The sequence below is a fragment of the Methanoculleus marisnigri JR1 genome (assembly GCF_000015825.1).
Taxonomy (GTDB): Archaea; Halobacteriota; Methanomicrobia; order Methanomicrobiales; family Methanoculleaceae; genus Methanoculleus; species Methanoculleus marisnigri.
Window position 1 is genome coordinate 1,987,170 of the sequence record NC_009051.1, and the last position, 26,207, is coordinate 2,013,376.

At 61.2% G+C, this 26,207-nt stretch carries 21 protein-coding genes and 3 tRNA genes; 14 read left to right on the plus strand and 10 right to left on the minus strand.

Features of this window, described 5'->3' with window-relative positions; translation table 11 throughout:
• Positions 1-5: 5 nt before the first annotated feature.
• The 4 genes from MEMAR_RS09875 to MEMAR_RS09890 all read right to left on the minus strand — a co-directional run bounded on the left by MEMAR_RS09875 (position 6) and on the right by MEMAR_RS09890 (position 5,091).
• Positions 6-1,055, minus strand: a complete 1,050-nt coding sequence (locus MEMAR_RS09875; RefSeq protein WP_011844836.1) for a type II secretion system F family protein — start codon at positions 1,053-1,055, stop codon at positions 6-8.
• A gap of 1 nt (position 1,056) precedes the next feature.
• The gene (locus MEMAR_RS09880; protein WP_011844837.1) at positions 1,057-1,980 is read right to left on the minus strand and encodes a type II secretion system F family protein; all 924 of its coding nucleotides are present in this window, start codon (positions 1,978-1,980) and stop codon (positions 1,057-1,059) included.
• Entirely contained in the window at positions 1,977-4,352 is a 2,376-nt protein-coding gene (locus MEMAR_RS09885) for a type II/IV secretion system ATPase subunit (RefSeq protein WP_011844838.1), read from the minus strand. The genes MEMAR_RS09880 and MEMAR_RS09885 overlap by 4 nt, the downstream gene beginning before the upstream one ends.
• 100 nt (positions 4,353-4,452) lie before the next feature.
• A complete protein-coding gene (locus tag MEMAR_RS09890; RefSeq protein ID WP_011844839.1) occupies positions 4,453-5,091 on the minus strand; it encodes a hypothetical protein in 639 nt (212 codons plus the stop codon).
• 371 nt (positions 5,092-5,462) lie between these two features.
• Here MEMAR_RS09890 and MEMAR_RS09895 point away from each other — a divergent pair, with 371 nt between their 5' ends.
• Genes MEMAR_RS09895 through leuS form a run of 4 tightly spaced genes read left to right on the plus strand, consistent with a single transcriptional unit; the run spans position 5,463 to position 11,378 of the window.
• A complete protein-coding gene (locus MEMAR_RS09895) occupies positions 5,463-6,269 on the plus strand; it encodes an A24 family peptidase C-terminal domain-containing protein (RefSeq protein ID WP_011844840.1) in 807 nt (268 codons plus the stop codon).
• Between the two features lie 6 nt (positions 6,270-6,275).
• Complete coding sequence (gene hisI / locus MEMAR_RS09900; protein WP_011844841.1) at positions 6,276-6,641, plus strand: phosphoribosyl-AMP cyclohydrolase; 366 nt, start codon at positions 6,276-6,278, stop codon at positions 6,639-6,641.
• A gap of 23 nt (positions 6,642-6,664) precedes the next feature.
• Entirely contained in the window at positions 6,665-8,560 is a 1,896-nt protein-coding gene (locus MEMAR_RS09905; RefSeq protein ID WP_011844842.1) for a PINc/VapC family ATPase, read from the plus strand.
• A gap of 40 nt (positions 8,561-8,600) precedes the next feature.
• On the plus strand, positions 8,601-11,378 hold the full coding sequence (gene leuS / locus MEMAR_RS09910) for a leucine--tRNA ligase (protein ID WP_011844843.1): 2,778 nt from the start codon (positions 8,601-8,603) through the stop codon (positions 11,376-11,378).
• A gap of 758 nt (positions 11,379-12,136) precedes the next feature.
• Here leuS and MEMAR_RS09915 read toward each other — a convergent pair.
• A complete protein-coding gene (locus tag MEMAR_RS09915; RefSeq protein WP_011844844.1) occupies positions 12,137-12,481 on the minus strand; it encodes a DUF5611 family protein in 345 nt (114 codons plus the stop codon).
• A 41-nt stretch (positions 12,482-12,522) separates the two neighbouring features.
• Between MEMAR_RS09915 and MEMAR_RS09920 the strand changes: the two genes are divergently transcribed.
• The 4 genes from MEMAR_RS09920 to MEMAR_RS09935 all read left to right on the plus strand — a co-directional run bounded on the left by MEMAR_RS09920 (position 12,523) and on the right by MEMAR_RS09935 (position 14,330).
• A complete protein-coding gene (locus tag MEMAR_RS09920) occupies positions 12,523-13,236 on the plus strand; it encodes a proteasome assembly chaperone family protein (protein WP_011844845.1) in 714 nt (237 codons plus the stop codon).
• A 5-nt stretch (positions 13,237-13,241) separates the two neighbouring features.
• Entirely contained in the window at positions 13,242-13,631 is a 390-nt protein-coding gene (locus MEMAR_RS09925; RefSeq protein ID WP_011844846.1) for a DUF473 domain-containing protein, read from the plus strand.
• A gap of 205 nt (positions 13,632-13,836) precedes the next feature.
• Positions 13,837-13,911: transfer RNA gene (locus MEMAR_RS09930), tRNA-Arg, on the plus strand.
• A gap of 116 nt (positions 13,912-14,027) precedes the next feature.
• Positions 14,028-14,330, plus strand: a complete 303-nt coding sequence (locus MEMAR_RS09935) for a YunC family protein (protein WP_048063831.1) — start codon at positions 14,028-14,030, stop codon at positions 14,328-14,330.
• Positions 14,331-14,387: 57 nt separating this feature from the next.
• On the opposite strand, the gene metG is transcribed toward MEMAR_RS09935, so the two are convergent.
• A complete protein-coding gene (gene metG, locus MEMAR_RS09940; RefSeq protein ID WP_011844848.1) occupies positions 14,388-16,382 on the minus strand; it encodes a methionine--tRNA ligase in 1,995 nt (664 codons plus the stop codon).
• Positions 16,383-16,424: 42 nt separating this feature from the next.
• Between metG and MEMAR_RS09945 the strand changes: the two genes are divergently transcribed.
• Positions 16,425-17,213, plus strand: a complete 789-nt coding sequence (locus tag MEMAR_RS09945) for a hypothetical protein (RefSeq protein WP_048063832.1) — start codon at positions 16,425-16,427, stop codon at positions 17,211-17,213.
• Here MEMAR_RS09945 and MEMAR_RS09950 read toward each other — a convergent pair.
• Positions 17,200-18,174 carry a phosphoesterase gene (locus tag MEMAR_RS09950; protein WP_011844850.1) on the minus strand — a complete coding sequence of 325 codons (975 nt, stop codon included), beginning with the start codon at positions 18,172-18,174 and terminating at the stop codon, positions 17,200-17,202. The genes MEMAR_RS09945 and MEMAR_RS09950 overlap by 14 nt on opposite strands.
• Before the next feature lie 117 nt (positions 18,175-18,291).
• Here MEMAR_RS09950 and MEMAR_RS09955 point away from each other — a divergent pair.
• The 4 genes from MEMAR_RS09955 to MEMAR_RS09970 all read left to right on the plus strand — a co-directional run bounded on the left by MEMAR_RS09955 (position 18,292) and on the right by MEMAR_RS09970 (position 20,531).
• A tRNA-Phe gene (locus MEMAR_RS09955) sits at positions 18,292-18,365 on the plus strand.
• A 122-nt stretch (positions 18,366-18,487) separates the two neighbouring features.
• Positions 18,488-18,560, plus strand: a tRNA-Thr gene (locus MEMAR_RS09960).
• Between the two features lie 218 nt (positions 18,561-18,778).
• Positions 18,779-19,534 carry an RNA polymerase-associated RTF1 family protein gene (locus MEMAR_RS09965; RefSeq protein ID WP_081432629.1) on the plus strand — a complete coding sequence of 252 codons (756 nt, stop codon included), beginning with the start codon at positions 18,779-18,781 and terminating at the stop codon, positions 19,532-19,534.
• Between the two features lie 334 nt (positions 19,535-19,868).
• Positions 19,869-20,531 carry a phosphoribosylanthranilate isomerase gene (locus tag MEMAR_RS09970; RefSeq protein ID WP_011844852.1) on the plus strand — a complete coding sequence of 221 codons (663 nt, stop codon included), beginning with the start codon at positions 19,869-19,871 and terminating at the stop codon, positions 20,529-20,531.
• Positions 20,532-21,270: 739 nt separating this feature from the next.
• On the opposite strand, the gene MEMAR_RS09975 is transcribed toward MEMAR_RS09970, so the two are convergent.
• Together MEMAR_RS09975 and MEMAR_RS12800 are read right to left on the minus strand one after the other, a co-directional pair.
• On the minus strand, positions 21,271-21,444 hold the full coding sequence (locus tag MEMAR_RS09975; RefSeq protein WP_011844854.1) for a 4Fe-4S binding protein: 174 nt from the start codon (positions 21,442-21,444) through the stop codon (positions 21,271-21,273).
• A gap of 75 nt (positions 21,445-21,519) precedes the next feature.
• Positions 21,520-21,759 carry a DUF5320 domain-containing protein gene (locus tag MEMAR_RS12800; protein WP_081432613.1) on the minus strand — a complete coding sequence of 80 codons (240 nt, stop codon included), beginning with the start codon at positions 21,757-21,759 and terminating at the stop codon, positions 21,520-21,522.
• A gap of 217 nt (positions 21,760-21,976) precedes the next feature.
• On the opposite strand from MEMAR_RS12800, the gene MEMAR_RS09980 reads away from it, so the two are divergent.
• Positions 21,977-24,379 carry a PAS domain-containing sensor histidine kinase gene (locus tag MEMAR_RS09980; protein ID WP_011844855.1) on the plus strand — a complete coding sequence of 801 codons (2,403 nt, stop codon included), beginning with the start codon at positions 21,977-21,979 and terminating at the stop codon, positions 24,377-24,379.
• Positions 24,380-24,821: 442 nt separating this feature from the next.
• On the opposite strand, the gene MEMAR_RS09985 is transcribed toward MEMAR_RS09980, so the two are convergent.
• Positions 24,822-26,081 (minus strand): hypothetical protein, encoded by a 1,260-nt coding sequence (locus MEMAR_RS09985; protein ID WP_245526590.1) that lies wholly within the window; start codon positions 26,079-26,081, stop codon positions 24,822-24,824.
• Positions 26,082-26,207: the final 126 nt, after the last annotated feature.

Consider the following 26,207-nt stretch of genomic DNA (forward strand, 5'->3'; position numbering starts at 1 on the left):
CCCTCTCAGATGATGAACCGGAACGCGATCCAGGCGATCATGACCATCAGCGCCGAGTACTTCAGCCCACCGACCACCCGGCCTTCGCCCATGATGCCCGCCGCCAGCCCCGAGAAGAATCCCTGAATCAGCGCGGAGTGACAGAAGATCCGGTTGTAGAGGAAGAGGTCCACGTTGCCCATGAACGACTGGGCCGAACTCGAGCCCGACGCAGAGACCGCCTCCCCCGCCTCCGCCATCGTGGTGAGGAAGGTGCCCGAAAGCACCCCGATGACGAAGAGGAAGACGAAGAACGACATCAGGATGATGATCATGTAGATCATCATCCCGTTTTTGCGCTCCGTCTTTAAGTTGAAGAACTCGTAAGCATCGTGTGCCGCCGCCCGCAGCACCTCGCTCACGTCACCGCCGGCGGAGCTCGCGTGGGCGATCAGGTCGACGCTCCGCTCCGCGAGCGGGGTATTCACGGTCTTTCCGAACCGGCGGATGGCCTCCACGAACGGGACACCCCAGGACATCTCGGTGTCGAGTTTGCGGATGTGCGGTGTGAGCGCCCCGTATTCGCCCTCCGAGACGATATGAATGGCATGCGGGAGCGTCATACCTGAATCGTTCATCCCGGCCACGTCCCGGAAAAAGTTCGGAAGGGACGCCTCGACGCTCGATACGCGCCACGCCTCCTTGAAATCGAGAAGGCCAAGCGGCACGATGGCAATGAGGAGCGCGAAGACGAAGACGTCGTCGATCATCGTCGTCGTGAAGAGGGCGCCGATGCCGTAGGACGTCACCATGCTCACGAACCCGCCGATAAAGAGGAGCAGCGCAACCGGGACGGATACGAAGAGGACGGTGTAGGGCTCCTCCATCATCACCCTGAACGGGTGTTTGAGGAACCGGTAAAACCCTTCCTGGTACTTCTGCCAGTTCTCAATCCTGCCGAAGATCTCCTGGTCCTGCTCCACGAACCGGTCGGCATCCGGAGTATCCTCCGGGATCCTCTCCTGATCCGAAGGTCTCCTGTTCAAGAAATCATTGAAAAGATCTTTAAATCCCATATCACACCTCCGGAGTCATGGAACTGATCAGGACGACGAACATCATGCTCCCGAACGGCACAATCATGTAGATGATGACGTAGAGGAAGAACGGATCCGAGTCGCCCGAGAGGATCGTCATCACCGACTGCAGGATGATCAGAAAGAGCATGCCGGCGACCATCGCGGTGACGTAGGACTCCGCGATCAGCCCGAGCGTCTCTAAAAACGACTTCTGCTGCTGGTTGTTCTCGAGCGTGTACTGGTGAGCCTTGTTGCGGAAGTACTCCGTGAGGTTGCTCCCGCTGGAGATGCTCGCAACGGCTCCCTGCAGGAACTCCCGCATCCGTTCGCTCGGCGTCGCCTGCGAGACCGTCCGCAGGGCATCGAGAAGATCCTTCCCGAAGAAATCGGTTTCCCGGGAGATGTAGCGCGCTTCGACGGCGCTTTCCCCGTATATCGTGCTCTGGCCGAGCAGCCGGAAGACCTCGTCGGGGGTGATCCCGGCCGAAGACATGGCGGTGACGTAGTTAATGGCATACGGGAGGGTGGCATCGATATTCCGGCGACGTTCTCCTGCCTTTATACCCGGATAGAGGAGGTAGATCAGGTAGGTTATCCCCCCGAACACCAGGAGAGAAATGACCGTGATGGCAACGGTGCCGAGCAGCATCTTGTAGTCGTTCAACGCATACAGGACTTCCGGAACCGCTCCGCGATAGACGATCATATCGGGAATCCGCAGGAGGTAGGCCAGGAGCCCGAGGAGCGCGGCGGCGGCCAGCCCCACGGCGACCGAGGAAACGTAAGCGGTCGCAAGATACGCCTCGAACGGCGTATTCATCCGGGCTCCCATCAGGTCGTTTCGGAGGCTGATGTAGTCTCCCCGCTTCTTTTTCAGGCCGTGCCCGATCAGGTTGAAGCAGAACCGCTCGTAACTGTTCATGCGGAACCACCCTCCCCGTAGAGGTCGGCACGCACCCGCTGAACGACCGTCTCCGGATCGCGGAAGTAGGAGACCAGGATCTTGCTCACGTCCTTGAAATGGCGAATCTTCTTGATACGCATCCATTCAAGGACTTCCTGCCGGCGTTTCAGCTCTTCACGCATCCGCTCCTCGCTCCAGCCCCGGTCTTCCATGATCTGTTCGAGGATGTAGGATTTGCCGGAATACCGGATCTCGTCGGTTGCCGGATGCCACCGGAAGACCTCGTTCGTGATCAGTTCGTTCGTCCGGGGATCGATATCCAGGATCTCGATGAGCTGCTTGTTCCGCCGGATCCGCTGACCGCCTATACGGGCCTGCACCTGGATGGACATCAGGTTCAGTGCAGAGAGCATGTTCCTCGGCACGTCTATCGGCGGGTTCTCCAGACGGTGGACGGCGCTTGCCACCGAGTCGGCGTGCATCGTCGCGTAGGTGACGTGACCGGTGCTCATCGCCTGGAAGAGGGTCAGGGCCTCCTTGCCACGGACCTCACCGACCAGGATGTACTCCGGACGCTGCCGGAGCGCAGCACGCAGGAGTTCGTACATATCGATCTCGCCGCGCCCGTCCTGCGAGAACGAGTCCCGGGTGATGCTCGGGATCCAGTTCGGGTGAGGCAGTTTCAGTTCCCGGGTATCCTCGAGGGTGACAATCTTTGCCAGCGGCGGGATGAAGAGCGATACGGCGTTCAGGGTCGTCGTCTTTCCGGACGCCGTCCCGCCGGCAAAGATGCAGGACTTGGCGTTCTCGACCGCGAGCCAGATGAAGGCGATCCCAAGCGGCGAGAAGGTGTGCCACTCGATAAGATCTGTCGGCGTGATCGGCTCCTCCCGGAACTTACGGATCGTGAACGTCGAACCGTGAGCGGTCACTTCCGCCCCGAGCGTCATCTGGATACGCGATCCGTCGCTCATCGTGGCATCCAGCATCGGCTCGGCGATCGAGATGTATTTCCCGGCCCGCTGCGCAAGTTTCGTGACGAACGAGTCGAGACTCACGGCGTCGTGATAGACGAGGCTCGTCTTCATCGATTCGTAGGTCGTGTGATAGACGAATATGGCACTGTCCACGCCGTCGCAGGAGATATCCTCGATGTACTTGTCGTGCATCACCGGGTCGATCAGCCCGTCGCCGAGGAACTCCTTCTCAACGTGATAGAGAATCTTCTCCCGCCCGAGAGGCTCGAGGCGGATTCCGTAGTCGGCGATGATCATGTTCGCCGCTTCGCGGAGCGCTGTCCTCGCTTCGTCACGGGTGAGGTCACGGGAAGTAATGTTGAGCGTCTCAAAGAGCCGCTCTTTGATCTCCGAAAAGAGTTGCTCCTCCCCGGGCGTGAGCACGGGCTCGATGACGTTATAGGTGTACTCGTGCGTCGTGCTGTCGTAGGTCACCCGGACATAGGCATACGGTTCGTTCACCGGGTAGAGCTCGATCTCCTCCACCCCCGGTGACGGTCGCATCGTGAGCTCGACGAGCTGACCGTGGAACGCAGGGTTGTACTCCTCGACCACGGCGCCGACTTTCGGCACCTGGATCTTTTTGAGGAATCCGAACCGGGGCTGCGGAACTTCTTCGGCGGGGGTCACCACCTGTGCGGCAGCCGCAGCAAGTGAAGTGGAGGAGAGGGACTGGGAGAAGATATCGTCGAACTCCGACACGACCCTGGCATTGTCGACGAAATCAAAATGGTGCTCATTGCGGTTGATGCTCAGTTCATCGATCGTGAACGTCGCGCTCTTCGGGAGGATCAGATCCGCCAGGTTCCCGAGCTCCTCTACCGTTACCACGCCGTCGGATAGATCTCCTCCGATTCCGGGATCATCGACGTCTCCCACAACGCGGGGTTTCGGTTTGGGGGTGCCGGATTCATCACCCTCACTCCACCCTTTCACCCGATCGAGGATTCCCGCAGGGGTATGGTTCCCGGGGGAAGAAGCCGGCACATCCTGCTCCGCCCCGAAATCCTCAACCGCCGCCGGCGGATCGCCCGGCATCTTCGGCTCCGCATGGAGATCGTGTGTCTCTACCATCGGGGTGGACACGACCTCTTCGGCGCTGCCCCCCTTGCCCCGACCGATCCGGTCGAGGAGCGCCCTGACCGGATCTCTGCTGCCGGCTGCACGCGGTGCGGCGGTGTCGCCCGACCTCGCCACCGTGTCGATGAGCGAACGGATCCCCCCGCTCTTTTGCGGGATCTCCGCGCTCTTCTGCTCCTGCACTGGCGAAGGCTCCGGCTGCTCGTTCATATCATCGGTAACGGGCTCTGCAACCTCCTCCGGAACCGTCTCTTCCCGCACATCCTCTTCCGGGGACTGGAACGGCAAACCCATATCGACGCTCTCCGCCGTGGTTTTTCCGTCGCAGGTCTCCTGTTTCCCGGGCTGTGCGAGAAGGCCCCTGACTGCTGCTATCAATTCACGTTCTTCATCTTCACCTGAACTCATCCTCTGTGCCCCCAATATCAACGTACGCTTCTACCTGAGGTTCATGGAACTCGATGATGCACCGTGTCCGCTCTCCGATCCGATCCGAGACCACACACATGTAGCGCCCATTGAGCAGTCGAAAACTGACCTTCCCCCCGGAATCCGTCACATCGCTCGTCATAACGAGTTTTCCCTTCCGGATCGCGACGTGGGCTCCGGCAAGAGGCGTCCGGCCGTCGCGCACGATCAGGCTGAGCACACCTATCCGCTGCCGGGCAGGCGTACCGACGGTCGGGATGTCGAGGCAACCGTTCTTCTTCAGGTGGCTTTTTTCAAAGACCCTGCACCGTGAAACCAGCGCGTCGACAATCGGCGGCGTCACCGGGAAGAGTTCGAACTCTTCCCCCCCGGTCAGGCGCAGGACGGCCGAGTCTCCAAAGAGTGTCCCCATCGTATCGACGAACATGGCACCGTCCGGTTCGCCTCCGGAGAAAATCAGGAAGAACGTCTGTCCCTTCTCTTTCGAAACCCCTATTCCGGTCGGGGAATGGCTGCTGCTGTAGTGCAGCAACTCGTCAAGAGTGAAGTGTCCCTCGCTCGTCGACTGTTGAAGGATCTCGTCCATAAGGTCGTTTATGTCCATGCAGATCTTCAGGTACGATATTTTGTGGTTTTTATGCCGGAGAGGGGATTTTTACCCCCTATCACAATATATCACATCAGTATGCTATTATTAATACCTTGTGATAATGGAATCAAGATTCTAACTAATATTCTTGAGAAAGAGACGTATCCAGAAGTCGGGAGGAGACCGTTTACGCGCAACAGTCCCTGATAGGTTTCCGACCGCGGAGGGAATTGCGGCCGAAGAACCGGACGCATGAACCGCTCCGGCCGGCGGCAGGTGGCCGTATGGTGCCGGATCCAGCCGGAAAATGCATCGAAACGGCAGCGATCCTTCACAAAGAAAGATCGCCAGAAATAAGAGATAACAGGTGAATAAGGTACCCGCCCATGATTCTTCCGCCCGTGGTAACTGTTCCCCTTATGATTGCAGCGGCTGCAGTAGGGATCACACTCATATATGCGTCCATCCTGGATGCAAAGGAGCGGCGGGTGCCCCACAAAACCTGGCGTCCCGCACTCGCGATCGCGATCCCGGCGGCCGTCTGGGTATACGGACTGACCATCCTCGCGGACTGGCAGGCGGCGGTGGGGTACCTCGTCCTGGTCGCGGTCTTCTGCGGATTTTTTTACCTCTTCCAGGCCGTAAACCTCTTCGGGGGGGCGGATGCATACGCGCTCATCATCATAACCGCATGCATCCCGTTCTACCCGCTCGAGCCGTTCTTCGGTGCATCGCCCCTCGGGTTCTTCCCGTTCAGCGTGCTGACGAACGCCGTGCTCATCAATATCGCGGCACCCGTCGCAATACTCGCGAAGAACATCCTGGAGGGGAACCGGGCCCCGCTGCCCTGCCTCCTGCTCGGCTTTCCCGTAGACGGAAGATCGATCCAGAACGAATTCGGTTTCGTCATGGAAGATATCGAGGAGGGGGAGGACGGCAGACTGGTGAGACGGTTCGTCGGATTTACGGAATCGCTCGGGCGTATCGTGCGGGGGGAGCGGCGGTTATACACAAAAGATCTCAGGCTGCACCCAAAAGACTACCAGAGGGAGATTGCCCTCTACAGGAAGGCCGGCAGGGTCTGGATATCCTACGGCATTCCATTCATCATACCAATCACTGCGGGTTTTCTGACCGCACTGTTCATGGGAGATATCCTCTTTGTAATTATGAAGGCAATCGCGGGAATGTGAATAGATATGGAGATACAGTTCAAGGACGGATTGGTGCCTGTCATCGTGCAGGAAAGACGGAATCGTGATGTCCTGATGCTCGCCTATGCAAACGCAGAGGCGCTGGAACTCACCAGGACCACCGGATATGCACACTATTACAGCAGGAGCAGACAGAAACTCTGGAAGAAAGGAGAGGAGAGCGGACACGTCCAGCGGATCTGCCGCATCCTCGTCGACTGCGACGAGGACGCCATCCTCTACGAGGTGGAGCAGACCGGCGCCGCCTGCCATACCGGTCACGCCTCGTGTTTCTACCGGACGGTCGAAGGGGAGGAGATCGCCGGATTGGTCTTCGATCCGGAGAAGGTATACGCTAATAAGGGTGAATGACCTCATTACTATGGTGATTTTTTATGAAAATTGTACCCGATACAAGCGTCGTGATAGACGGACGCATAACATCGCTGATAAAAACCGGAGAATATAAGGGCGCAACAATAATCATACCGGAAGCCGTCGTCGCCGAGTTGGAGGCCCAGGCAAATCAGGGGCGGGAGATAGGGTTTTCCGGTCTGAACGAACTCCAGGAACTCTTCCGGATGTCGGGAGAGAACGTCATCCAACTCCGGTTTTCCGGAGAACGCCCGAGCCTCGACCAGGTGAAACTCTCCAGCGGGGGCGAGATCGATGCCCTGATCCGGAACGTCGCGATCGACCACGATGCACGGTTCATCACGAGCGATCTCGTGCAGGCGGAGGTGGCAAAGGCCAAAGGTCTCGACGTCACCTACCTGCGGCCGCAGATCGGCGACTTCTCGCCGCTCTCGATCGACCAGTACCTCGATGAGGAGACGATCGCGATAACTCTTAAGGAGCGGGCTCAGCCGGTGGCAAAGATCGGGAAACTCCGGGATACCCGCCTGGTAACCCTCCGGGATGCGCCGATGACCGAGTACGAGCTCAAGGGCATGGCGCAGGAACTCCTCGAGCGGGCGAAACGCGACCCGGACGGCTTCATCGAACTCGAGAAGCGGGGGATCACGGTCGTCCAGATCGGGTCGCTCCGGATCTCGATTGCCCGGCGGCCGTTCTCGGACGGGATGGAGATCACGGTCGTCCGGCCGCTCGTCGACCTCTCGCTCGACGACTACGACATGGCACCGGAGATCAAGCAGCGGATCCTCGGGAACCGCCGCGGTGTCTTGATTGCAGGTCCGCCGGGCGCGGGGAAGACCACCCTCGCCCAGAGCCTTGCGACGTTCCTCGCCGACAACAACTTCGTCGTGAAGACGATGGAGGCGCCGCGCGACCTGCAGGTGCCCGACCACATCACCCAGTACACGGCGCTCGAGGGCAGCATGGCGAACACCGCCGAAGCCCTCCTGCTCGTCCGGCCCGACTACGTGATCTTCGACGAGATCCGCAAAAGCGAGGACTTCAACGTCTATGCAGACATGCGCCTCGCCGGGATGGGCATGGTCGGCGTGGTGCATGCCATGGAGGTGCACGACTGCCTCCGGCGGTTCTGCGACCGCGTGGACTACAGCATCCTGCCGCAGATCATCAACACCGTCATCTACGTTGTTCAGGGCGCGATCACGAAGATCTACGACCTCGAGCTGGCGATCAAGGCACCTGAAGGGATGCCCGGCGACGTGCATATCCGCCCGGTGATCGTCGTCCGCGACCACGCCCGGCGGGAACCCGAGATCGAGATCTTCCGCTACGAGGGAGAGACCCTGGTGATGCCCCTCGGCCGGAAGAGGAACGCCGCAGGACCGGCCGCCGCACCGGCGGAGCCGCCGGTCGTCGCGGCACCGGCTGCGGAGCCCGAGGAGAACGTCACCTGGAAGGTTGCCGAGAAAGAGGTCCAGCGCGAGATCGGGCGGTACACGACCGGCCCGGTCGAGGTCCGGATCATCAGCGATAACAAGGCCGTCGTCTACATCGAGGACAAGGACGTCCCGGCGGCGATCGGGAAGGGCGGCAAGAACGTCTCGGCGATCGTGAACAAACTCGGTATCGGGATCGATATCCGGCCAAAAAGCGAACTCGAGGCGCAGAAACCCGTCGAGGAAGAGATGCAGCTTGTCGGCGGCATCAAGATCCGTCTCGACAAAAAACAGCTGACGATCGTATCCCCCGAGAACAGGGGCAAGATCGTGGACGTCTTCGCCGGGAAGGAGTATCTCTTCACGGCCACGGTGAACGAGGAGGGGGACATCCTCCTCGCCAAGAACAGCACGATCGCCCAGGAGATGATCAAGCGCTACAACGAGGGCGAGACGATCCGGTTAAGACCGGTATGATACAGGCCGAACATGAGGAACCAGAATCTGGAGGCTTAGAGTGAGCGGATTAGATATGCAGGGCAACGAACGGGAGTGCATCGCCCGGTGGGAGCACGCGTTCGAGGCCGACCCGGCAGAGAAAGAGAAGTATTACCTGACCGTGGCGTACCCGTATCCGAGCGGGGCGATGCACGTCGGGCACGGGCGGACCTATATCGTCCCGGACGTCCTCGCCCGTTACCAGAGGATGAGGGGGAAAGAGGTTCTCTTCCCGATGGCGTTCCACGTCACCGGCACCCCGGTCATCGGGATCTCGAAGAGGATCGCAAACGGGGACACGACGACGATCGGGCTCTACCGTGACCTCTACCGGGTGCCGCAGGACATCCTCGATCGGTTCATCGACCCGATGGAGATCGTCCGGCACTTCTCGGAAGAGTACCGGCGCGTGATGCAGAAGTGCGGGCTCTCGATCGACTGGCGGCGCCGGTTCATCACCGTCGACCCGCAGTACAGCAAGTTCATCGAGTGGCAGTACAAGCACCTGCATGAGGAAGAGCACGTCGTCAGGGGTGCCCACCCGGTCAAGTACTGTCCCCAGTGCGAGAACCCGGTCGGCGACCACGACCTCCTCGAGGGCGAGAAGGCCGAGATCATCAAGTTTACCCTGGTGGTCTTCTCCTGGGACGGCGCCAGGATACCCTGCGCAACCCTCCGGCCCGAGACGGTCTACGGCGTGACGAACCTCTGGGTGAACCCGGACGTCACCTACGTGCGGGTGACGCTTGACGGCGAGGAGTGGATCCTGAGCCGGGAAGCGGCGGCGAAGCTTGCCCTGCAGGACCACGACGTCCGCGTGGGTGAGGAGATACCCGGGACGGCCCTCGTCGATGGAACGGTCTCCCACCCGCTCTCCGGCGACGTCCCCGTCCTTCCGGCGACATTCGTCGACCCGGACATGGGGACCGGGATCGTCATGAGCGTTCCCGCCCACGCGCCGTTCGATTACATCGCGCTCCGCGACCTGCAGCAGCAGGGGAAGTACACGTCCATCCGGCCGATCCCGCTCATCTCCGTCGAGGGCTACGGCGAGGTTCCGGCAAAGGACGCGGTCGAGCGGGCGGGCATCCGCGACCAGAACGACCCGGGGATGGAGGCGCTCACCCAGGAGGTCTACAGCGCGGAGTTCTCCCGCGGGAAGGTCTTCGAGAAGTACGGCGGAAAGCCGGTGCGGGAGGCCCGGGACGACGTTGCGGCCGTGATGATGGAGCGGTACGGCTCGATCCCGATGTTCGAGTTCGACAACCGCCAGGTCACCTGCCGGTGCGGCGGGCGGGTCTTTGTGAAGATCCTGCACGACCAGTGGTTCCTGGAATACAGCGACCCGTGCTGGAAGGAGCAGGTGAAGACCCAGCTCGAGCGGATGGCGCTCGTCCCGCCCGAGGTCCGGACGGAGTTCGACCGGACGGTCGACTGGCTGAAGGACTGGGCCTGCACCCGCCGGGTGGGGCTCGGGACAAAACTTCCCTGGGACCCGACCTGGATCATCGAGCCGCTCTCCGACTCGACGATCTACATGGCCTACTACACGATCGCCCATCACCTGAAGGCCATCCCGCCGGAGAACCTGACGCCCGAGGTCTTCGAGTACATCTTCAAGGGCGAGGGGGACCCGACCACGGTCGACCGCGAGACCCTCGATACGATCCGGAGCGAGTTCCTCTACTGGTACCCCTACGACTACCGGTTCTCGGCAAAGGATCTCATCTCGAACCACCTGACCTTCCAGCTCTTCCACCACCGGGCGATCTTCCCGCAGGAGCTGCAGCCGCAGGGCATGGTGGTCTTCGGGATGGGCCTTTTGAACGGGGCGAAGATGTCCTCGAGCAAGGGCAACGTCTTCCTCCTCGAGGACGCCGTGGAGGAGTTCGGTGCCGATACGGTTCGGATGTTCCTCGTCGGGAGCGCCGAGCCCTGGCAGGACTTCGACTGGAGGAACGAACTCGTCTCGTCGACGAGAAAGCAGATCGAGCGGTTCTGGAACACCGTTACGGAGGCGAAAGGGGCGACCGGCGCCCACGATATCGACGCCTGGCTCGCGAGCAGGCTCCAGCGGCGCATCGAGAACGCCACCGCGGCGCTTGAGGGATTCCAGACAAGGCAGGCCCTGCAGGAGGCGTTCTTCGGCGTGGAGGCCGACCTGAAGTGGTATCGCCGCCGCCTGCCCGAGGGCGCAGGCGCCGGGGCGGTGATGCAGGACCTCTGCCGCACATGGGTGCGGCTGCTTGCCCCCTTCGTCCCGTTCACCTGCGAGGCGCTCTGGAAAGATGTCGGCGGGGAGGGCATGGTTTCGTTCGCCCCCTGGCCGGAGGTGGACGAGGCGCGGGTCAGCCCGGGGATCGAGCTCGCCGAGGAGCTCCTCGCACGGACGGTCGAGGATATCGAGTCGATCATGAAGCTCATCCCGATGGAGCCCGCGTCCGTCAGCCTCTTCGTCGCCCCGGCATGGAAGCACGAGGCCTTCCGGATCATCGCGGCCTCGGCCGACAAGACGAGAGTGGTGCGCGAGATCATGCAGAACGAGGAGATGCGCAAGCGCGGCCGCGAGGCGACGGACGCCGCGAAGCAGATCACGAAACTCGTGCTGAAACTGCCGCCCGACCTCGTAAAGCAACTCGAAGCGTCACCGCTCGACGAGCAGACCGTCCTCGAGGGCGCACGGGAGTTCCTGGAGCACGAGTTCGGCGTGCCGGTGAAGGTTCAGAGCGCCGAGGCGAGCACGCACCCGAAGGCCTCGGGGGCGCTGCCGTTCAAGCCGGCGATCGTGATTGAGTAGGATACTCACTTTTTTTACGTTTGTTTTTCGAGCACGGTTCTTTAAGCGTCCATCCCCCACGTCCCTCGTATCTCCATGGAGAGTCGGCGGTGGAGCCGGGGCAGAGGATCTGGTATGCGATAAGGATGAAGGCCATTGTCCGTCACATGCGTCTTGAACAACCAAAGCGAGGGAAGAGCCCGGTACGGTGGACCGTGGGGGTATCGCCATTGGGGGTGGGGCCGACGGGGAGTGCGATGGTTCGTAGAACCGGAGCTCGACCACCGTCAGGTGGGAAGGGGGGTAACTCCCCCTCCCCTGTCTCCACCTCATACGAGGATAGTTGTAATCCCCACCCCTCCCGGCCTCCGGCCTCCTCACCCGCACCTACGGTGCTCAAACTCCCGCCGTCCGCTCCGCTCCCGGCAGTTGTTCCCCGCACCTACGGTGCTCAAACTCCCGCCGTCCGCTCCGCTCCCGGCAGTTGTTCCCCGCACCTACGGTGCTCAAACTCCCGCCGTCCGCTCCGCTCCCGGCAGTTGTTCCCCGCACCTGAGGGGCGGGGGCAGTGCGTGGCGATAGCCAATGGAAAGCCGTGCATGGGTTTGTGTACCCAGCCATAAAACTGAAGCAGGAGATGACCTGCGTACAAGTGACAGGCAACGACATCAGAGCGGTAGGAGCACGCTACCTCGTTGCACCGAAAATCGGAATGAAGAATGCGGAGTAATAGCCCGCAAAAAAAGAAGAAACGCCCTGCCGGAGAGAGAAGAATCCGGTTATTCCTTTCCCTTCAGTGCCTGCTGTGCTTTCTTCGCCCGCTCTTTCGCCGTATACCCGGTCACCTGCTGGAGATATGTCCTGAACCGGCGGTTGGTGTCGATGATCGTCTCGTCGTCGGCGTCCTTGCCCGCCTCGGTATCGACGATCAGGGTTTTGCCTCCTGCGCCCAACCAGACCTCAAGACGCAGGAGCGCTCCGTAGGAGATGGCGTAATGACCGTCCTCCGCCGCACGGGGTTCGATCCCGAACTGGTCACGGAGACCCTGAATCATGGATTCTGCGAGTTGTTTTGTGTATCCACGCTTGATCTGGTATTCCTGCATAATATTTTTAAGGGACATCCAGCTATGTTAAACTAATCCAGGAGTGAGTGATTGATCCCATGGACGATATAAAGGTCATATCCAGAGCGCTCGCCGGCGCCGAAAAAACAGTGTTGATCGGCTTTCCCGGGAGCGGGCTCGTCGGGAGTATTGCCCTGCAATATCTCGTCGAGCAGATGGAATTCGAGCAAATCGGGGCGATCACGAGCAAATATTTCCCTCCGGTCGCCCTTATGTCGAAGGGCGTGATTAACGCTCCCGTACGTCTCTACGAGAAGGATCACCTCGCCGCAGTCATCTCCGACGTTCCCATCCACCCGGCGATCTGCTACGAGGTGGCGAACGGCATCATGGACTGGCTCGCGCAGTTCGACATCAAGGAGGTCGTCACGATCGCAGGGATCATCACGAACGAACCGGAAAAGAGGGTTTTCGGGGTCGCGACCAGCAGCGGAGCGCTGCAGCACGTCGAGGAGAAGACGATCATCCTTCCGATGGGGAGCATCTCCGGCGTCGCGGCAAGCATCCTTACGGAGTGCAAGACGCGGGGCATCCCGGGGATAGGGTTGCTCGGTGAGACGGTGAACACCCCCGACCCGCGGTCGTCCGCGGCCACGATCGAGGTTCTGAACCAGATCTACGGCCTCAATCTTGACATCCAGCCGCTGCTCGAACAGGCGGTGGAGATCGAGGCTGCGATGTCCCAGATCGCCGAACAGGTGCAGAAGACCGAGGCCTCGCCCCGGAGAGAGCAGCTGCCGATGTACGGGTGATGACCATGAAGTACGCAGCGTTAACCGGAATCTCGCCGTCGGTCATTGCCGAACTCAAGAGCGGCAAGGCCCGCACCCTCGAGTTGAACAGCGCTCACAACATCATCACGCTGACCGAGACCGCCCCGGGGGAGTGTATCTTCATAACGTCGGTCAACGAGGAAGACCTCTCGCCCGGAGACCCGGGGATCATGGTCGACCTCCTCGTCCTCAACATCGGCATGAAACGGATCGAGGTCGCCAACCCGTTCTTCTTCGAGGAGCGGGAGCGGATGTCCGCCCGGATCAAGGTCCAGTTCCGGGGAACGACCATCGCCCGCGACGTCGAAGGGCGGAAGTGGGGTGACCCGACGAAGGTCGAGATCATCCGGTCGGCATGTTACCGCGCCGGATGATACGCTTCCTTTTTTTTGTGCGACTTTCCCGAAGGGAAAGGAGCTCGAGAAGCCGTCAGGCTTCGAGCCGCGACGGGCCGAAAGGCCGGAGCATGAGCACCGTCAGGTGCGAGTTGCGACGTTCCAACGGAACGGAACTTGAGACGTCCCGGCTCCTCAAAGGGTTAATAACCCCGGGCGACCAAAATGTATGGGAATACCACAGGGGTCTGTGGCTTAGCCAGGACATAGCGCCGGGCTTCTAACCCGGACGTCGGGGGTTCGAATCCCCCCAGGCCCGTCGTTTTTTGATACCATTTTCCGTAAGAGGAATACAAGCATCCGATCCACGGGATGCTTCTCGCCGCGTGCCGCAGAACCGCGGGGTTGATGACGGCGGATGGCCAATTACATCTCATGAAGCACGAAACGGTCAGACTGGCCGGAAAAGACGCCGACGGGTACGTGATACCCCTCGGCCCGGTGAACATCGTGGCGGTGGTGACGGATGCGGGGATGGTCGGTTGCGGCGCGTTCGACATCGATGCGCTTGAGAAGTTCGGCTACCCCGCAGCGCGGGTCAAACCCGCAGGAGGCGCATCCTCGATCGAGACCGTCGATGACCTCCTCCGCGGCGAGATCAAGGGGGCGAACAGGCATGCATCCGAGCGCGGGGTCGCCGTCGGCATGACCGGGCGCGAGGCGCTCGGCCATCTCTAGGACGTCCAGACCGATTCACGTTTTCAGGAAAAAACAGGGTTGGCCGGATCGAGCCGATCAACGGATTTTCGTCCCCGGCTTGACCGGCCGGAGAGGAACCAGGAGAGACGCTTCGTCGCCGGCGGCGAGGATCATCCCCCGGCTCTCGACGCCGAAGATCTTTGCGGGGGCGAGGTTCGCGATCAGCGCCACGTCTTTGCCCACCAGTTCGTCGGGGGCGTAGAACTGCGCGATGCCGCTCACTACCTGGCGCTTCTCGCTTCCAAGGTCGACGACGAGTTTGTAGAGTTTCTTTGAGCCCTTGATCGGCTCGGCCGAGACGACCTTTGCTATCCTGATATCGAGGTTGCCGAACTCCTCGATCGAGACGACGGGCATCTTCGGTGCGGCCGCCGCATTTGCCCTCTCCACCCGCTCGTTGAGGGTCGCCTCGAGGGCGGCGACCTGATCCTTCTCGACCTTCGCAAAGAGGGTAGAGGGCTTCGCGAGCGGCCGGGCTCCCACCGGCGCCGTGGCCTCGGCGATCGCGTGGTCCGCGATATCGTCGCCGTAGCCGAGCATCGTCCAGGCCCGCTGCATCGCGTCAGGCATCAGCGGTTCGAAGACGAGGACGAGCGCCTTGACGATCTGGAGACAGTCGGCGATCACCTGCTCTGCCGCGGCCCGGTCTTCCTTGATCAATTTCCAGGGGGCGTTGTTCTGGATGTAGCCGTTCCCGAACGATGCGAGCGTCATCATCGCATCGACGGCGTTCTTGAAGTCGTAGTCCCGCATCAGGCCATCGACAGCGGCAAGCGACCGCTCGATCTCCTCGATGACCTCCAGCCGCGGAGCGAGGTCGGGCACGCCTGAGAACTCCTTCTCGGCGAAGTACATCGTCCGGTAGATGAAGTTCCCGAGCGTCCCGACGATCTCGTTGTTCACCCGCTCGCCGTAGACCTTCCAGGAGAAGTCGAGTTCCTTCGTGTGGTTCGTGTAGGAGAGGAGGTAGTAACGGAGGTAGTCCGCCGGGAGACCCTGGTCGAGGTAGTCGTCGTTCGTCCAGACGACGTAGCCACGGGACTTCGAGAACTTCTTGCCCTCGATCGTGACCATGCCGCTCGCGACCACCGCACTCGGGAGGCCGTAGCCCGCCCCTTTGAGGAGCGCCGGCCAGAAGATGCAGTGGTGGTAGATGATGTCGCCGCCGATGAAGTGCGTGACGCCTGTCTCGTCGCCGCACCAATAGTCCTTCCAGTCGGCGCCGGCCTTCTGTGCCCACTCCTTCGTGAACGAGATGTAGCCGATCGGCGCATCGACCCAGACGTAGACGACGAGGTCGTCGCGTCCGGGGAACTTCACGCCCCAGTCCAGCGTCCGGGTGATGCACCAGTCGTGCAGGAGTTCCTTCACCCACCCGAGGGCGTAGTTCCGGGCGGTGGACGTGCCCCCAAGGGCGGGGAGATAGTCGAGGAGGAACTCGCGGAACGCCGAGAGTCTGAAGAAGTAGTGCTCCTGCTCCCGGTACTCCGCCTTACCCCCGCAGACCTTGCAGATCGCGTCCTTGATCTCGCCGGGCTCCAGGTGCTGCCCGCACCCCTGGTCGCACTCGTCGCCCCGGGCGACCGCCCCGCAGTGGGGGCAGATCCCCTCCACGTAGCGGTCGGGGAGGAACCGCTCGCAGTCCGGGCAGTAACTCTGGCTGACGGTCTCTGCGTAGACGTAGCCGTTCTCGATGAGCCGCTCGACGATCGAGCGGGTGGTCTCGTGGTTCATGGCGTCGTCGGTCATCCCGAACCGGTCGAAGACGACGTCCATCCGCCGGAACGTCTCGTAGAAGTGCTCGTGATACCGCTCCGAAAGGACACGGGGTGTCGAACCCTCCTGCTCGGCGCTGATCACGATCGGCGTCCCGTGGTTATCGGAACCGCATACAAAGACGACCTCTTCCCCGGACCGGCGCATATACCGGACGTAAAAATCCGCCGGCACGTAGGTCCGCAGGTGCCCGATATGGCAGGGACCGTTCGTGTACGGGAGCCCGCACGTTACCAGCAACGGCTTACCACTCATCCTTATTTACTCTGGTTGCGATGCTAATAAAGATACCAGCGCATGGCACGACAGATTAGAATCCCGGTGAGATCGTTCGGCTCCGAGGTAGGAATGCCTGCCGTTCCGGAGCTCGCGGAGTGGCTGAAGGGGAAGAGAGGGGTGGAAGCGGATCTTACCACCTACCGGCTCGAGCGGTCGCTCGACGTCCAGGAAGGCGTGGCGGTACCGGCCGCCGGCGGCATCTTCTACGGCGAGCGGTTGAGCGGGGCCTTCCTCGGCATGGAGGACGGGGTGCTCGTAGGCGAGCCGGGGATCGATCCGGCCACCGTGGCCGACGATGCCCGATTTGTCAGGGCAAGACGTAAAGATGCATGGGTCGCTCTCCCCGCCCCTCAAAGGCTCGGGTTTCGCGATGCTAGTATCAGAGACGAGGAAGAGTTCTCCGAGACGATAGCGGACCTGTACGCCCGGCTGATGCGGGAAATGCGCGATCAGGGCGTGCAGGGCCACGTTCTGGTCGCAGATGTGGCGGATGCGATCGAACTCGAGGTGCTTGCGGGGAGAAAAGTCCTCTTCTTCCCGAGAAACCCGGGAACCTTCGACCTGGAACTCCTGCTCGAATACCAGGACACTCTCGTCCTCCCTGCGGCCGTGCTCGACCGGGCACCGGACCTGATGGACCGGTTCCGCGTCCGGAAACTCGTCCTGCTCGATGCGGAGGGAAAGGATCTCGCGGCGGCCGCGGCCGAACTCGCCGACCCGGATATGCTCGAGGCGGGCGGCTACTGCGAGGACGACTGCCCGGACTACTGGAAGAGCCTCGTCGAGCGGGCGTTCATTCCTCGATAGACTCCGCCTTCTCCGCCAGGCGGCGGTAGTGGCGATTCCTCTTTATAAGCCAGAAGAGGAGCCGGTCGAGGAGGGTGAACGTAAACGTTCCCCCCGCCGCGTGGGGATGGCCGCCGCCGGAGAACTCCCGGGCGATGAGGTGGCTGACGGGGGAGACGGAACGGATGGATATCCGGCCGCTTGAAGAGACGATCACCTCGATCTCGGTGCCGAGTTCTTCGCGGATGGCGTGAGCGGTCTCGCTCGGGTAGCCGTAGAGGGGAGCGAACGCGATCCGGTAGCGGCCGTCCTCGATGATGGTGGTGTGCCGGATGCTCTTTTTGATGTCCCGCTCCATCTCCCGGACGATCTCGCTGTACTCGCTCTCGATCCTCGCGTCGACGATCGTTCCCCGGACAAAGTTGTCGCGGACGTACTCCCGCCAGCCCTTCCGCATCGCCACCTGGCCGAGCATCTTCGACCGGGGGTCCTGGTGCTTCCAGAGGTCGTAGTCGCAGACGACCCGCGCGATCTCTTCGGCCACCGGGTCGCCGGGGGCGAGGTCGCGGGCGACGATCCCGGTCGCGCAGGTGGAAACGTCGACGTGGAGGAGACTTGTCTTCGCATCAACGGCGCGGATCTCCTCGTCCTTCCAGCGATGGTGGTCGCGCCACTCGATTCGCCACCCGTTGGAGCGCGCCTTCGCCAGCCGCTGCTCGACACCCTGCTGGTAGCCGAGATCCGATATGCTGAGGAGGTCCCCCCGTCCCGGAGAGCCGGCAACAGCGTCGAAGAGGGAGAGGAATTTGCCGACCGAAGACCAGACGGTGAAGACCTTCCCGTAAGTCCTCCGGTGAATGGCGTCGCTCCCGACGGCGTCGAGGTCGTTGTGCGTGAGGTGCACGACGTTCTCCGTCCTCCCGGAGAGCGCCTGCATGAGGTTTCCGCCCGGGGCATCCGGCTTTGGATCGCTTCCGCCCATTGTTCTTTATATCGGCGTACGACGTGATAAAAAGGCGGTTATGGGCCCGCTCCCGCCCCGCCGTCCCGGGGCAACACAGTATTTATTAGGAACGACCGACAACACTGTAAGGCAGAAGCCCCTGTAGCTCAGACTGGGAGAGCGCCAGACTGAAGATCTGGTTGTCCCCGGTTCAAATCCGGGCGGGGGCACTTCGAGCAACTTTTCTGATGTCTTCGCTTCTGAAAGAAATCATGAGATACAGAGCATGTGCTGAAGCCTTGCGAGATTATTCTATAGACTGCATTCCAAGGCATCGCGTACGTGAGACAGCACCTTCGTGGATCAGCCGGTAGAGCATGTCCTTGGTAAGGACAAGGTCGCAGGTTCAATTCCCGCCGAAGGCTAAAAGACTAGACTTCTTATTCCTTTCTTTAAAATCAGCGATTTGACCTTCAAGTGGCCTCCTCAAAAATTTTAGCGGAATACGCTTTCTTGATATCTGCTGGATCTTTATCTAGATTTTCCTGCCGCTCTTCCAATTTATCTCTGTATCGATCTATATATTTGGCAATCCAGAGAATAATTGACTACCTTTATTTTAGGAAAATACAATCTCAGATTGATGGGCTCTGATGATAGATATGCCGATGTCGTGAGAGGTATCGGCCTGGCAATTGTTGGGTTATACGTTTTTTGGGTCTTTGCCGTTCCACCTATAATGAGTTGGATCTCTGCAAACGCACTTCCTCTCATGCTGATCGGAGGCGTGTGCCTAGTCGTAATTGTTGGGGTAGGGTACTGTTGGGTGCGGGAAGATACACGCGCTGCCGAGCGCCTCGCGCGGGAGGGGGAGGAGCGGGTACGTAAAGAGCGGGAGTATGCGAACCTCCAGCGGCAGCAGGGGCTGGAGGAGTACCGGACGATAGAGGGTAAGGTTGTCTGGGTTCCACGGGAGCAATTAGAGGAGGTCGCCCAAAGGGACCGGGAGGAGGCGGAGGCGCGGAAACTGGTGAACCGGCTCGTGACCCGCATTAAAGCGTTCAGGCCGTCACGCGACTACGCAAGCGAGTGGGAGTACCATATCGAGTTGCAAGGATATCTCAAGGGGATGTTTCCCGATGCCCGGATTGAGGTGCAGACGGGCTCATCCCGGCCGGATATTGTCGTTCAGGATATTGCTATCGAGGTGAAGGGACCCACGTATTCCAAAGACCTGCAAACGATCGCCGATAAACTGGTGCGGTATTCACAGCACTATAATTCCATCATCGTCGTCTTGTTCAAAGTGCAAGTGAACGAAAGGCGATATTTAGAGTGGGAACGGGGGATTAAGAAAACCTTCGGAGATGTTCGGGTCATCTGCATACCGGGTCGGTAACTAGCCGCGCTACAGTGCGAATGTCGGGTCCACGAGATGAACGTATATGCCGATGAGAACCACCAGTACCTAGAACCAATTTTTCTTAATATATCTCCAGAATCGCCATGTACTGTATACAACTTCTCGATATACACTCTGCAGTCTCCACCAGATGGACACTCGTTCAGGCTCAGGTGGATAGTGGTAGGAGGAGGCGATCTTGTCTCCATCCGAGGGGTAAAACCTAGGGTCCGCCAGCTCATCATGGGGTTCCTACGTTCAGGGGGAAGGGTACCGTCGCAGCCTTTGAAGGTGCAAATACCCTATCCCCTATGCCGACAGAGTGATCCCCATGCGTATCAAATTCTGCGGAACTGCCAGCCTTGCGGATATGCGGTGCGCAATCGACGCGGGCTGCGACGCCGTGGGGTTCATCATGGGCGTAACCCACCAGAGCAGCGATTTCGTGACGGCGGCAGAAGCCGCGAAGATGGTACGCCGTCTCCCGCCGTTCGTCGAACCGGTCGCGGTCACCCACCTGCAGGAGACACAGGACCTTATCGGGCTGGTGAAAGAGTCGCGCTGCACGACGCTGCAGGTCCAGAACATCATTGAACCCACCGAACTGGACGCCGTCCGCGACGCTCTCCCGTACGTAACGATCGTGAAAGCCGTTCACGTGACGGACGCATCGGCCGTCGCGGCGGCAAAACGCTACGAACCTTACGCCGACGCACTCCTCCTCGACACCAGGACCCGTGAGAAACTCGGGGGAACGGGGATCCCTCACGACTGGAACATCAGCGCGGCAATCGTCGCAAACTCGACAATTCCCGTCATACTTGCAGGAGGGCTTACACCGGAGAACGTTCGGGAGGCGATACGGAAGGTCCGCCCCTACGGGGTCGACGTGCATACCGGCGTCAGGAAAGACGGTGTCCGCAACCCTGAGCGGACGCTTGCTTTTGCCCGCGAAGCAAGAAACGCCCTGCCGAACTCCGGGAACGAAGAATAGATCCCCTCTCAACCGCCGGCATCGAGGGCACGAAGTGCCTGAACCGGCAGCACGGCTTCGATCTTCTCGTGCGAGAGATCATCATAATGGGGAAAGAGCGGAGCCACGAACTTTTCAGCCGCGATAACATGGTTCTCCGGGCTATCCCGGCAGGCAACGTCCAGAACACCAACACCTGCCTTTTCGCTCGCCGCTACAAGAACATATATATACTTGCGAACATATGAGTAATAATGGCGGGCGAGAGTACGCCCGCAAGGAGATGAATCATGCCAGGATTTGACGGTACAGGACCAGGAGGGCAGGGGCCGCTGACCGGCGGCGGGTTCGGCTATTGCAACCCTACCGCACGGAGACCGTGGCCGCCCGTGTGGGGCCCCGTTGGGGGTTATCGCGTTCAGTACTCGCCCTACCCGGGACAGGTCTACGGTCTCGGCCGCGGGGGGCTGCCACGCGGTGGCGGCCGCGGCCGCAGCTTCGGCGGGGGACGGGGCCGCGGACGGCGGTGCTGGTAGCCACGGGCCGGCAGGGGGAATCCTGTCTGCACGCATCACCGGGATCCTCGCCATGCTAACGGCACCAAACCCCTTCTTTCCCTGCTCTTCCACTCATGCTCCAGAATGCGGGCATGGATGATCCTACCCGGGTTTGACGGCAAAGGACCCTGCAGGTGTAGCAATTCGTGTAAAATTACGTAAAAATAGTTGTTTTCCACCGGCAGGACCCTGCCCGGCCGGCACTACTCGAGACGTACAGCGCCTGTCGGACACTCGTCGACGCAGGTGCCGCAGTCAATGCAGAGCCCGGTGTCGATCTTCGGCTTCACGTCTTCCATCCGGATTGCTCCGGCCGGACAGGCACCCACACAGGTCTCGCACCCGGTGCAGAGTTCCGGATCGATGATTGCCGCCATGCTCACTGTACTCCGGCAGGCTCCGCGAGGGGCGGCCGGATGGCAATCCGGCCCGCACCAGCTCGCATCAGGCGTTCACCACCGGCGCCCGCGTCCGCCGCCGAAGCCGCGGCCACGGCCGCACCCGTACGGGATTCCGCCTCGCCCAAGGCCGTAAACCGGCTGCTGCTGGGCCGGAGCCTGCTGGGTGGTCTCGTTCGTTTCTCCGGCAGGGTTGCCCTCTGCCGGCGGCTGCGGCGGCAGGACGCACCGGCCCATGCGCCGCCCGGTCATCGGCCCCATACCCTGGGGCCCGGTACCATCAAATCCTGGCATTGCTGTTCACCTCTGTTGTAACATATTACTCATATGCGCTAAAAGATATAAAGGTATCTATCTGCGCAGGATATGCCCGATATGAACAGACCGTAAAATCTTCATGCACAACCAGAAATACCAGCCTGTACGGAACTGGCTCCTTTTGGTACATCCCATGCCAAAGCTTACCGTCGATCAGGTTCCACCCCAGATACGCAGAACGGCCGAACCCACCATGTCATCCACACCTGCATCCGATGAAGTGCTCAACCCACGCGCCACCCTCGACGAACTCGAAGACGGCGTGCTCCTGCTCGACGGCGACAGGAGAGTGGTACGGGTCAACCGGATCTTTCAAAGCCTTCTATCGCTGCCGGACAACAGGGATCTCACCGGGGCGGACGCGATGGCGCTCATCCGCACCCACCTCGCACCGCTCATCGCCGATCAGGGGGCAGCCGGGCGGCTGATCGCGGCGATCCGGGAAAGGAAGATAATCTCCGGGCTGGAATGCCGGATTGCTCCCGACCGGTGGGTGGCATGCTCGGTCCGGGTCCCGGATAGCGGCGCGGTGCTCCTCCTCGTCAGCGACATCACCGCGAGGAAAAAGAGCGAGGAGAACTACCGCCGTCTCGAACAGGAGCGAAACCGCTACCGGGAACTCTTCGAACTCGCCCCCGACGGCTACTTCGTCTGCGACCCGCAGGGAACGATCCTCGACGTGAACCGGGCGGGAGCCCTCCTCCTCGCGAAAGACCGGCAAACCCTGATCGGGACGGCCGGCACCGATCACATCGTCCCGGGGGACAGGAAGGCCTGCCGTGACCTCGTCGCCCGATTCGAAAGCGGAGCCCCGGGCCCCCTGCGGGAGATCGAGGTCCGGGTGCAGCCGGCGACCGGAGAGCCCGTCCCCGTCTCCCTCTCGGCAACCGCCATCCGGGACGACCGGAGCGGCCTTACGGAGATCCGGTGGCTCGCCCGGGACATCACCCAGAGATTTCAGGTGGACGCGGAGCAGGAGCGGCTGCTCGCCGAGAACCAGTCGCTCGCGGCCAACCTCGCAGCAGAACGCGACATCCTCCGGACGGTCATGGAGTACACCGACGTCCACCTCGCCTACCTCGATCCCCATTTCCGGTTCGTTCGCGTGAACACCGCCTACACAGAAGGTTCCGGGCATGCGAAGGAGGAACTTCTCGGCCGCAATCACTTCGACCTCTTCCCGAACCCGGAGAACCAGGCGATCTTTGAGCGGGTTCGGGATACCGGCGAGCCGTTCCGGATACACGCAAAACCGTTCGCGTACGTTGACCAGCCGGAACGTGGGACGACCTACTGGGACTGGAGTCTCGTGCCGGTGAAGGATGCGAAGGGAGGCGTCCTGGGGCTGGTCCTCTCGCTTGCCGACGTCACGGAACGGATACGAGCTGAGGAAGAGCTTCGTATCCGGAACAGGAGGCTCGCCGTCCTGAACGCGGTCATCGCCGCCTCGGCATCCGGGTTCACCCTGGACGAACTGCTCGAAAACACGCTCGATGCGGCGCTCGACAACCTCGGGTTCGATGTCGGGTCGATCTACATGCTGGAGGAGGGAGAACGGATGCAGGCGATCATCCGGTGCCACCGGGAGGTCTCCGAGTTCGCCCTGATGCATAACGGGAGGCTCAACGTCCGGCACTGGCCCTACAACCGGGTATTCGTCGCGGGGCAACCGTGGTTCGTTGAGGGGACAGAAGATGCGCCCGGCCGGGACCTGGATCTCCTCGCGGACTTCGGCGTCGCTTCCCTGGCCTTCATTCCGCTCGCCGCCGAATCCTCCGTCGTCGGGGCGTTCGTGCTCGGGAGCACCGCCGCACCGGAGATCCCGCAGGAAACCCGGCGGGTTCTCGAAGCGATCGGCCGTGAGGTCGGGAGCGGGGTTCTCCGGGGGATGCTCTACTCACGGCTCGAGGCGGCGAACCGGGAGGCGAACCTCTACCTCGACATCCTCACCCACGACATCAAAAACGCCGACAACATCGCAAACATCTACGCCGAACTGCTCGGCAAGACGCTCGCCGGGGAGGAGCGGGATTACCTGCAGAAACTCCGGGCCGGTATCAGAAAGAGCATCGAGATCACGGCGAACGTCGCCACGATCCGCAGGATCCGCGAGAGCCGGACGGCGTTTCGCCCGGTCGACCTCGACCGGGTGATCCGGGAGGAGATCGCGCACCACCCGGATACACGCATCGCGTATGAGGAACCACGCGTGACGGTACTCGCCGACGACCTCCTGCCCGAACTCTTTACGAACCTCATCGCCAACGCCGCAAAACACGGCGGGCCGGATGTCAAGGTCACCATAACCGTCGAGGATGCCGGGGAAGACGGGCTTGTCCTCGTCACCGTCGCCGACACCGGCCCGGGGGTTCCGGACGAGGCAAAGCAAGCCATCTTTTCCCGGTTTGAGCAGGGGAAGGGCCGGGAGAGCGGCCAGGGCCTCGGCCTCTCGATCTGCCGGATGCTTGCTGCCCGTTACGGCGGCCGGATCTGGGTGGAAGACCGGGTGGCGGGCCGCCCGGAGGAAGGGGCAGCGTTTGTGTTCACGCTCAGGGAGGCCGGGGATAACGGCGAAGCCCCGGAAGAGGGAGGGTAAGAGATGATTCCCGGAACCGCCGTTACTCGAAAACGCTTCGCGTTTTCTCGAACTCCTGCCGGTCGCTCCGCTCCCGCCAGTCGTGGAAGATGATTCCCGGAACCGCCGTTACTCGAAAACGCTTCGCGTTTTCTCGAACTCCTGCCGGTCGCTCCGCTCCCGCCAGTCGTGGAAGATGATTCCCGGAACCGCCGTTACTCGAAAACGCTTCGCGTTTTCTCGAACTCCTGCCGGTCGCTCCGCTCCCGCCAGTCGTGGAAGATGATTCCCGGAACCGCCGTTACTCGAAAACGCTTCGCGTTTTCTCGAACTCCTGCCGGTCGCTCCGCTCCCGCCAGTCGTGGAAGATGATTCCCGGAACCGCCGTTACTCGAAAACGCTTCGCGTTTTCTCGAACTCCTGCCGGTCGCTCCGCTCCCGCCAGTCGTTCAAAAAAGAATATTCACCGGGCAGGCACCGCTGCCATGCCCTTCTCGACCCGGCGGGCCACTTCCTGCTTGACCTTCCGGATATTCGCCGCCTGGTCACGCTCCGCAAGGCTCGGGCCCGCTTTGGAGACGACCTCCTCGCTCGGGACGCCTTTTGCGTTCATGACGCGCAGGTAGCCGAAACTCGCCCAGCTGTCCGGGAGGTCGCGCATCCGCACGAACTCCATGTTTTGGGGCGCAAGGTCGAGCTGGTTGTCGATGACGCTGTTGACGTAGTCCTTGTTCTCCTCGAAGACGACCAGGGGCTCGATGACGTCGGCCTTCACGACATCCATGATATCACGCCCCTCGACCTTCTGGATCAGCCGTGCACACTCATCGAAGTGGGTGATCTCCATCTTCATGAACTTCTCCCAGATCCCCTTGATCCTCGGGTCGCTCTCGGTCTGGGCACAAGAATAGTAGAGATAGGCCTCGTTGAGCTCGATCATCGCCATCTTCTCGAGCATCGTCTCGTTCGGGTCGCCAAGCAGCCCGTACTGGGTCACGTGCTGCTCCTCGATCTCCGCGATCTCCGCGTAGAGCTGCCGCGCAATCTCGTCGGGATACATGAACCCGTGCGACCGGTAGTAGAGCATCGTCTGCTGCTCTCCGGCCGTGATCGTGATGTAGTTCATCTTCGTCTTGATATCGGCCGTGTCCTTGTCGTAGTGTTTGCGCATCGAGTCGTCGGGGTGGCGGTGCTCGATGCTCGTCGGCCGGCCCGGCTTGACCTCGGTCTTGCCCTGGACGATCGAGTCGGGGTCGCCGCCCTCGATGTAGTCGTAGAGGCAGCTGTATCGGTAGAGGTGGTCGAAGTCCTCGAGCAGGGCAAAGTCCAGCGTCTGCTTCACGTAAGGATCCGGCTCGTTCTTTGCCAGGTTCGCGGTGAGGTCGACCGCCACCTGCTCGTAGCCGAGGGTGGTCTCGACGATCGACTGGTCCGCCGGGTTGAGCCAGTTGATCGTCTCCTGCTGCTGGGAGTCGATCCGCCGCATCAGGGCCATCGACTTCTTCACCTCGGGATCGGGGTGCATCCGCTCGATCGCGTGTGACATCAGGACGGCGTTGTTCTCGATGCCGTTCATGAGGATGATCCGGGTCCGGGTGTAGGCGTCGACCGCCTTTTTGTCGTACGGGGCCGGAACCATATCCTTCCAGTTCATAGGCTGCTCTTCGATAGGCATGCCTTCCATCTCGAATGGTTTGAATTGCGCCATCTCGTCTTCCTCCATAACCCCCGCATATCCATCGGCACGGGCATCTCCGGCAGTACGGCGGTACGGGCGGTGAACCCTGCGGTCCACCCGCACACCGGAAAACCGGGGGGTTGCTCCCCATGCCGGTCACGCCACAAAAAC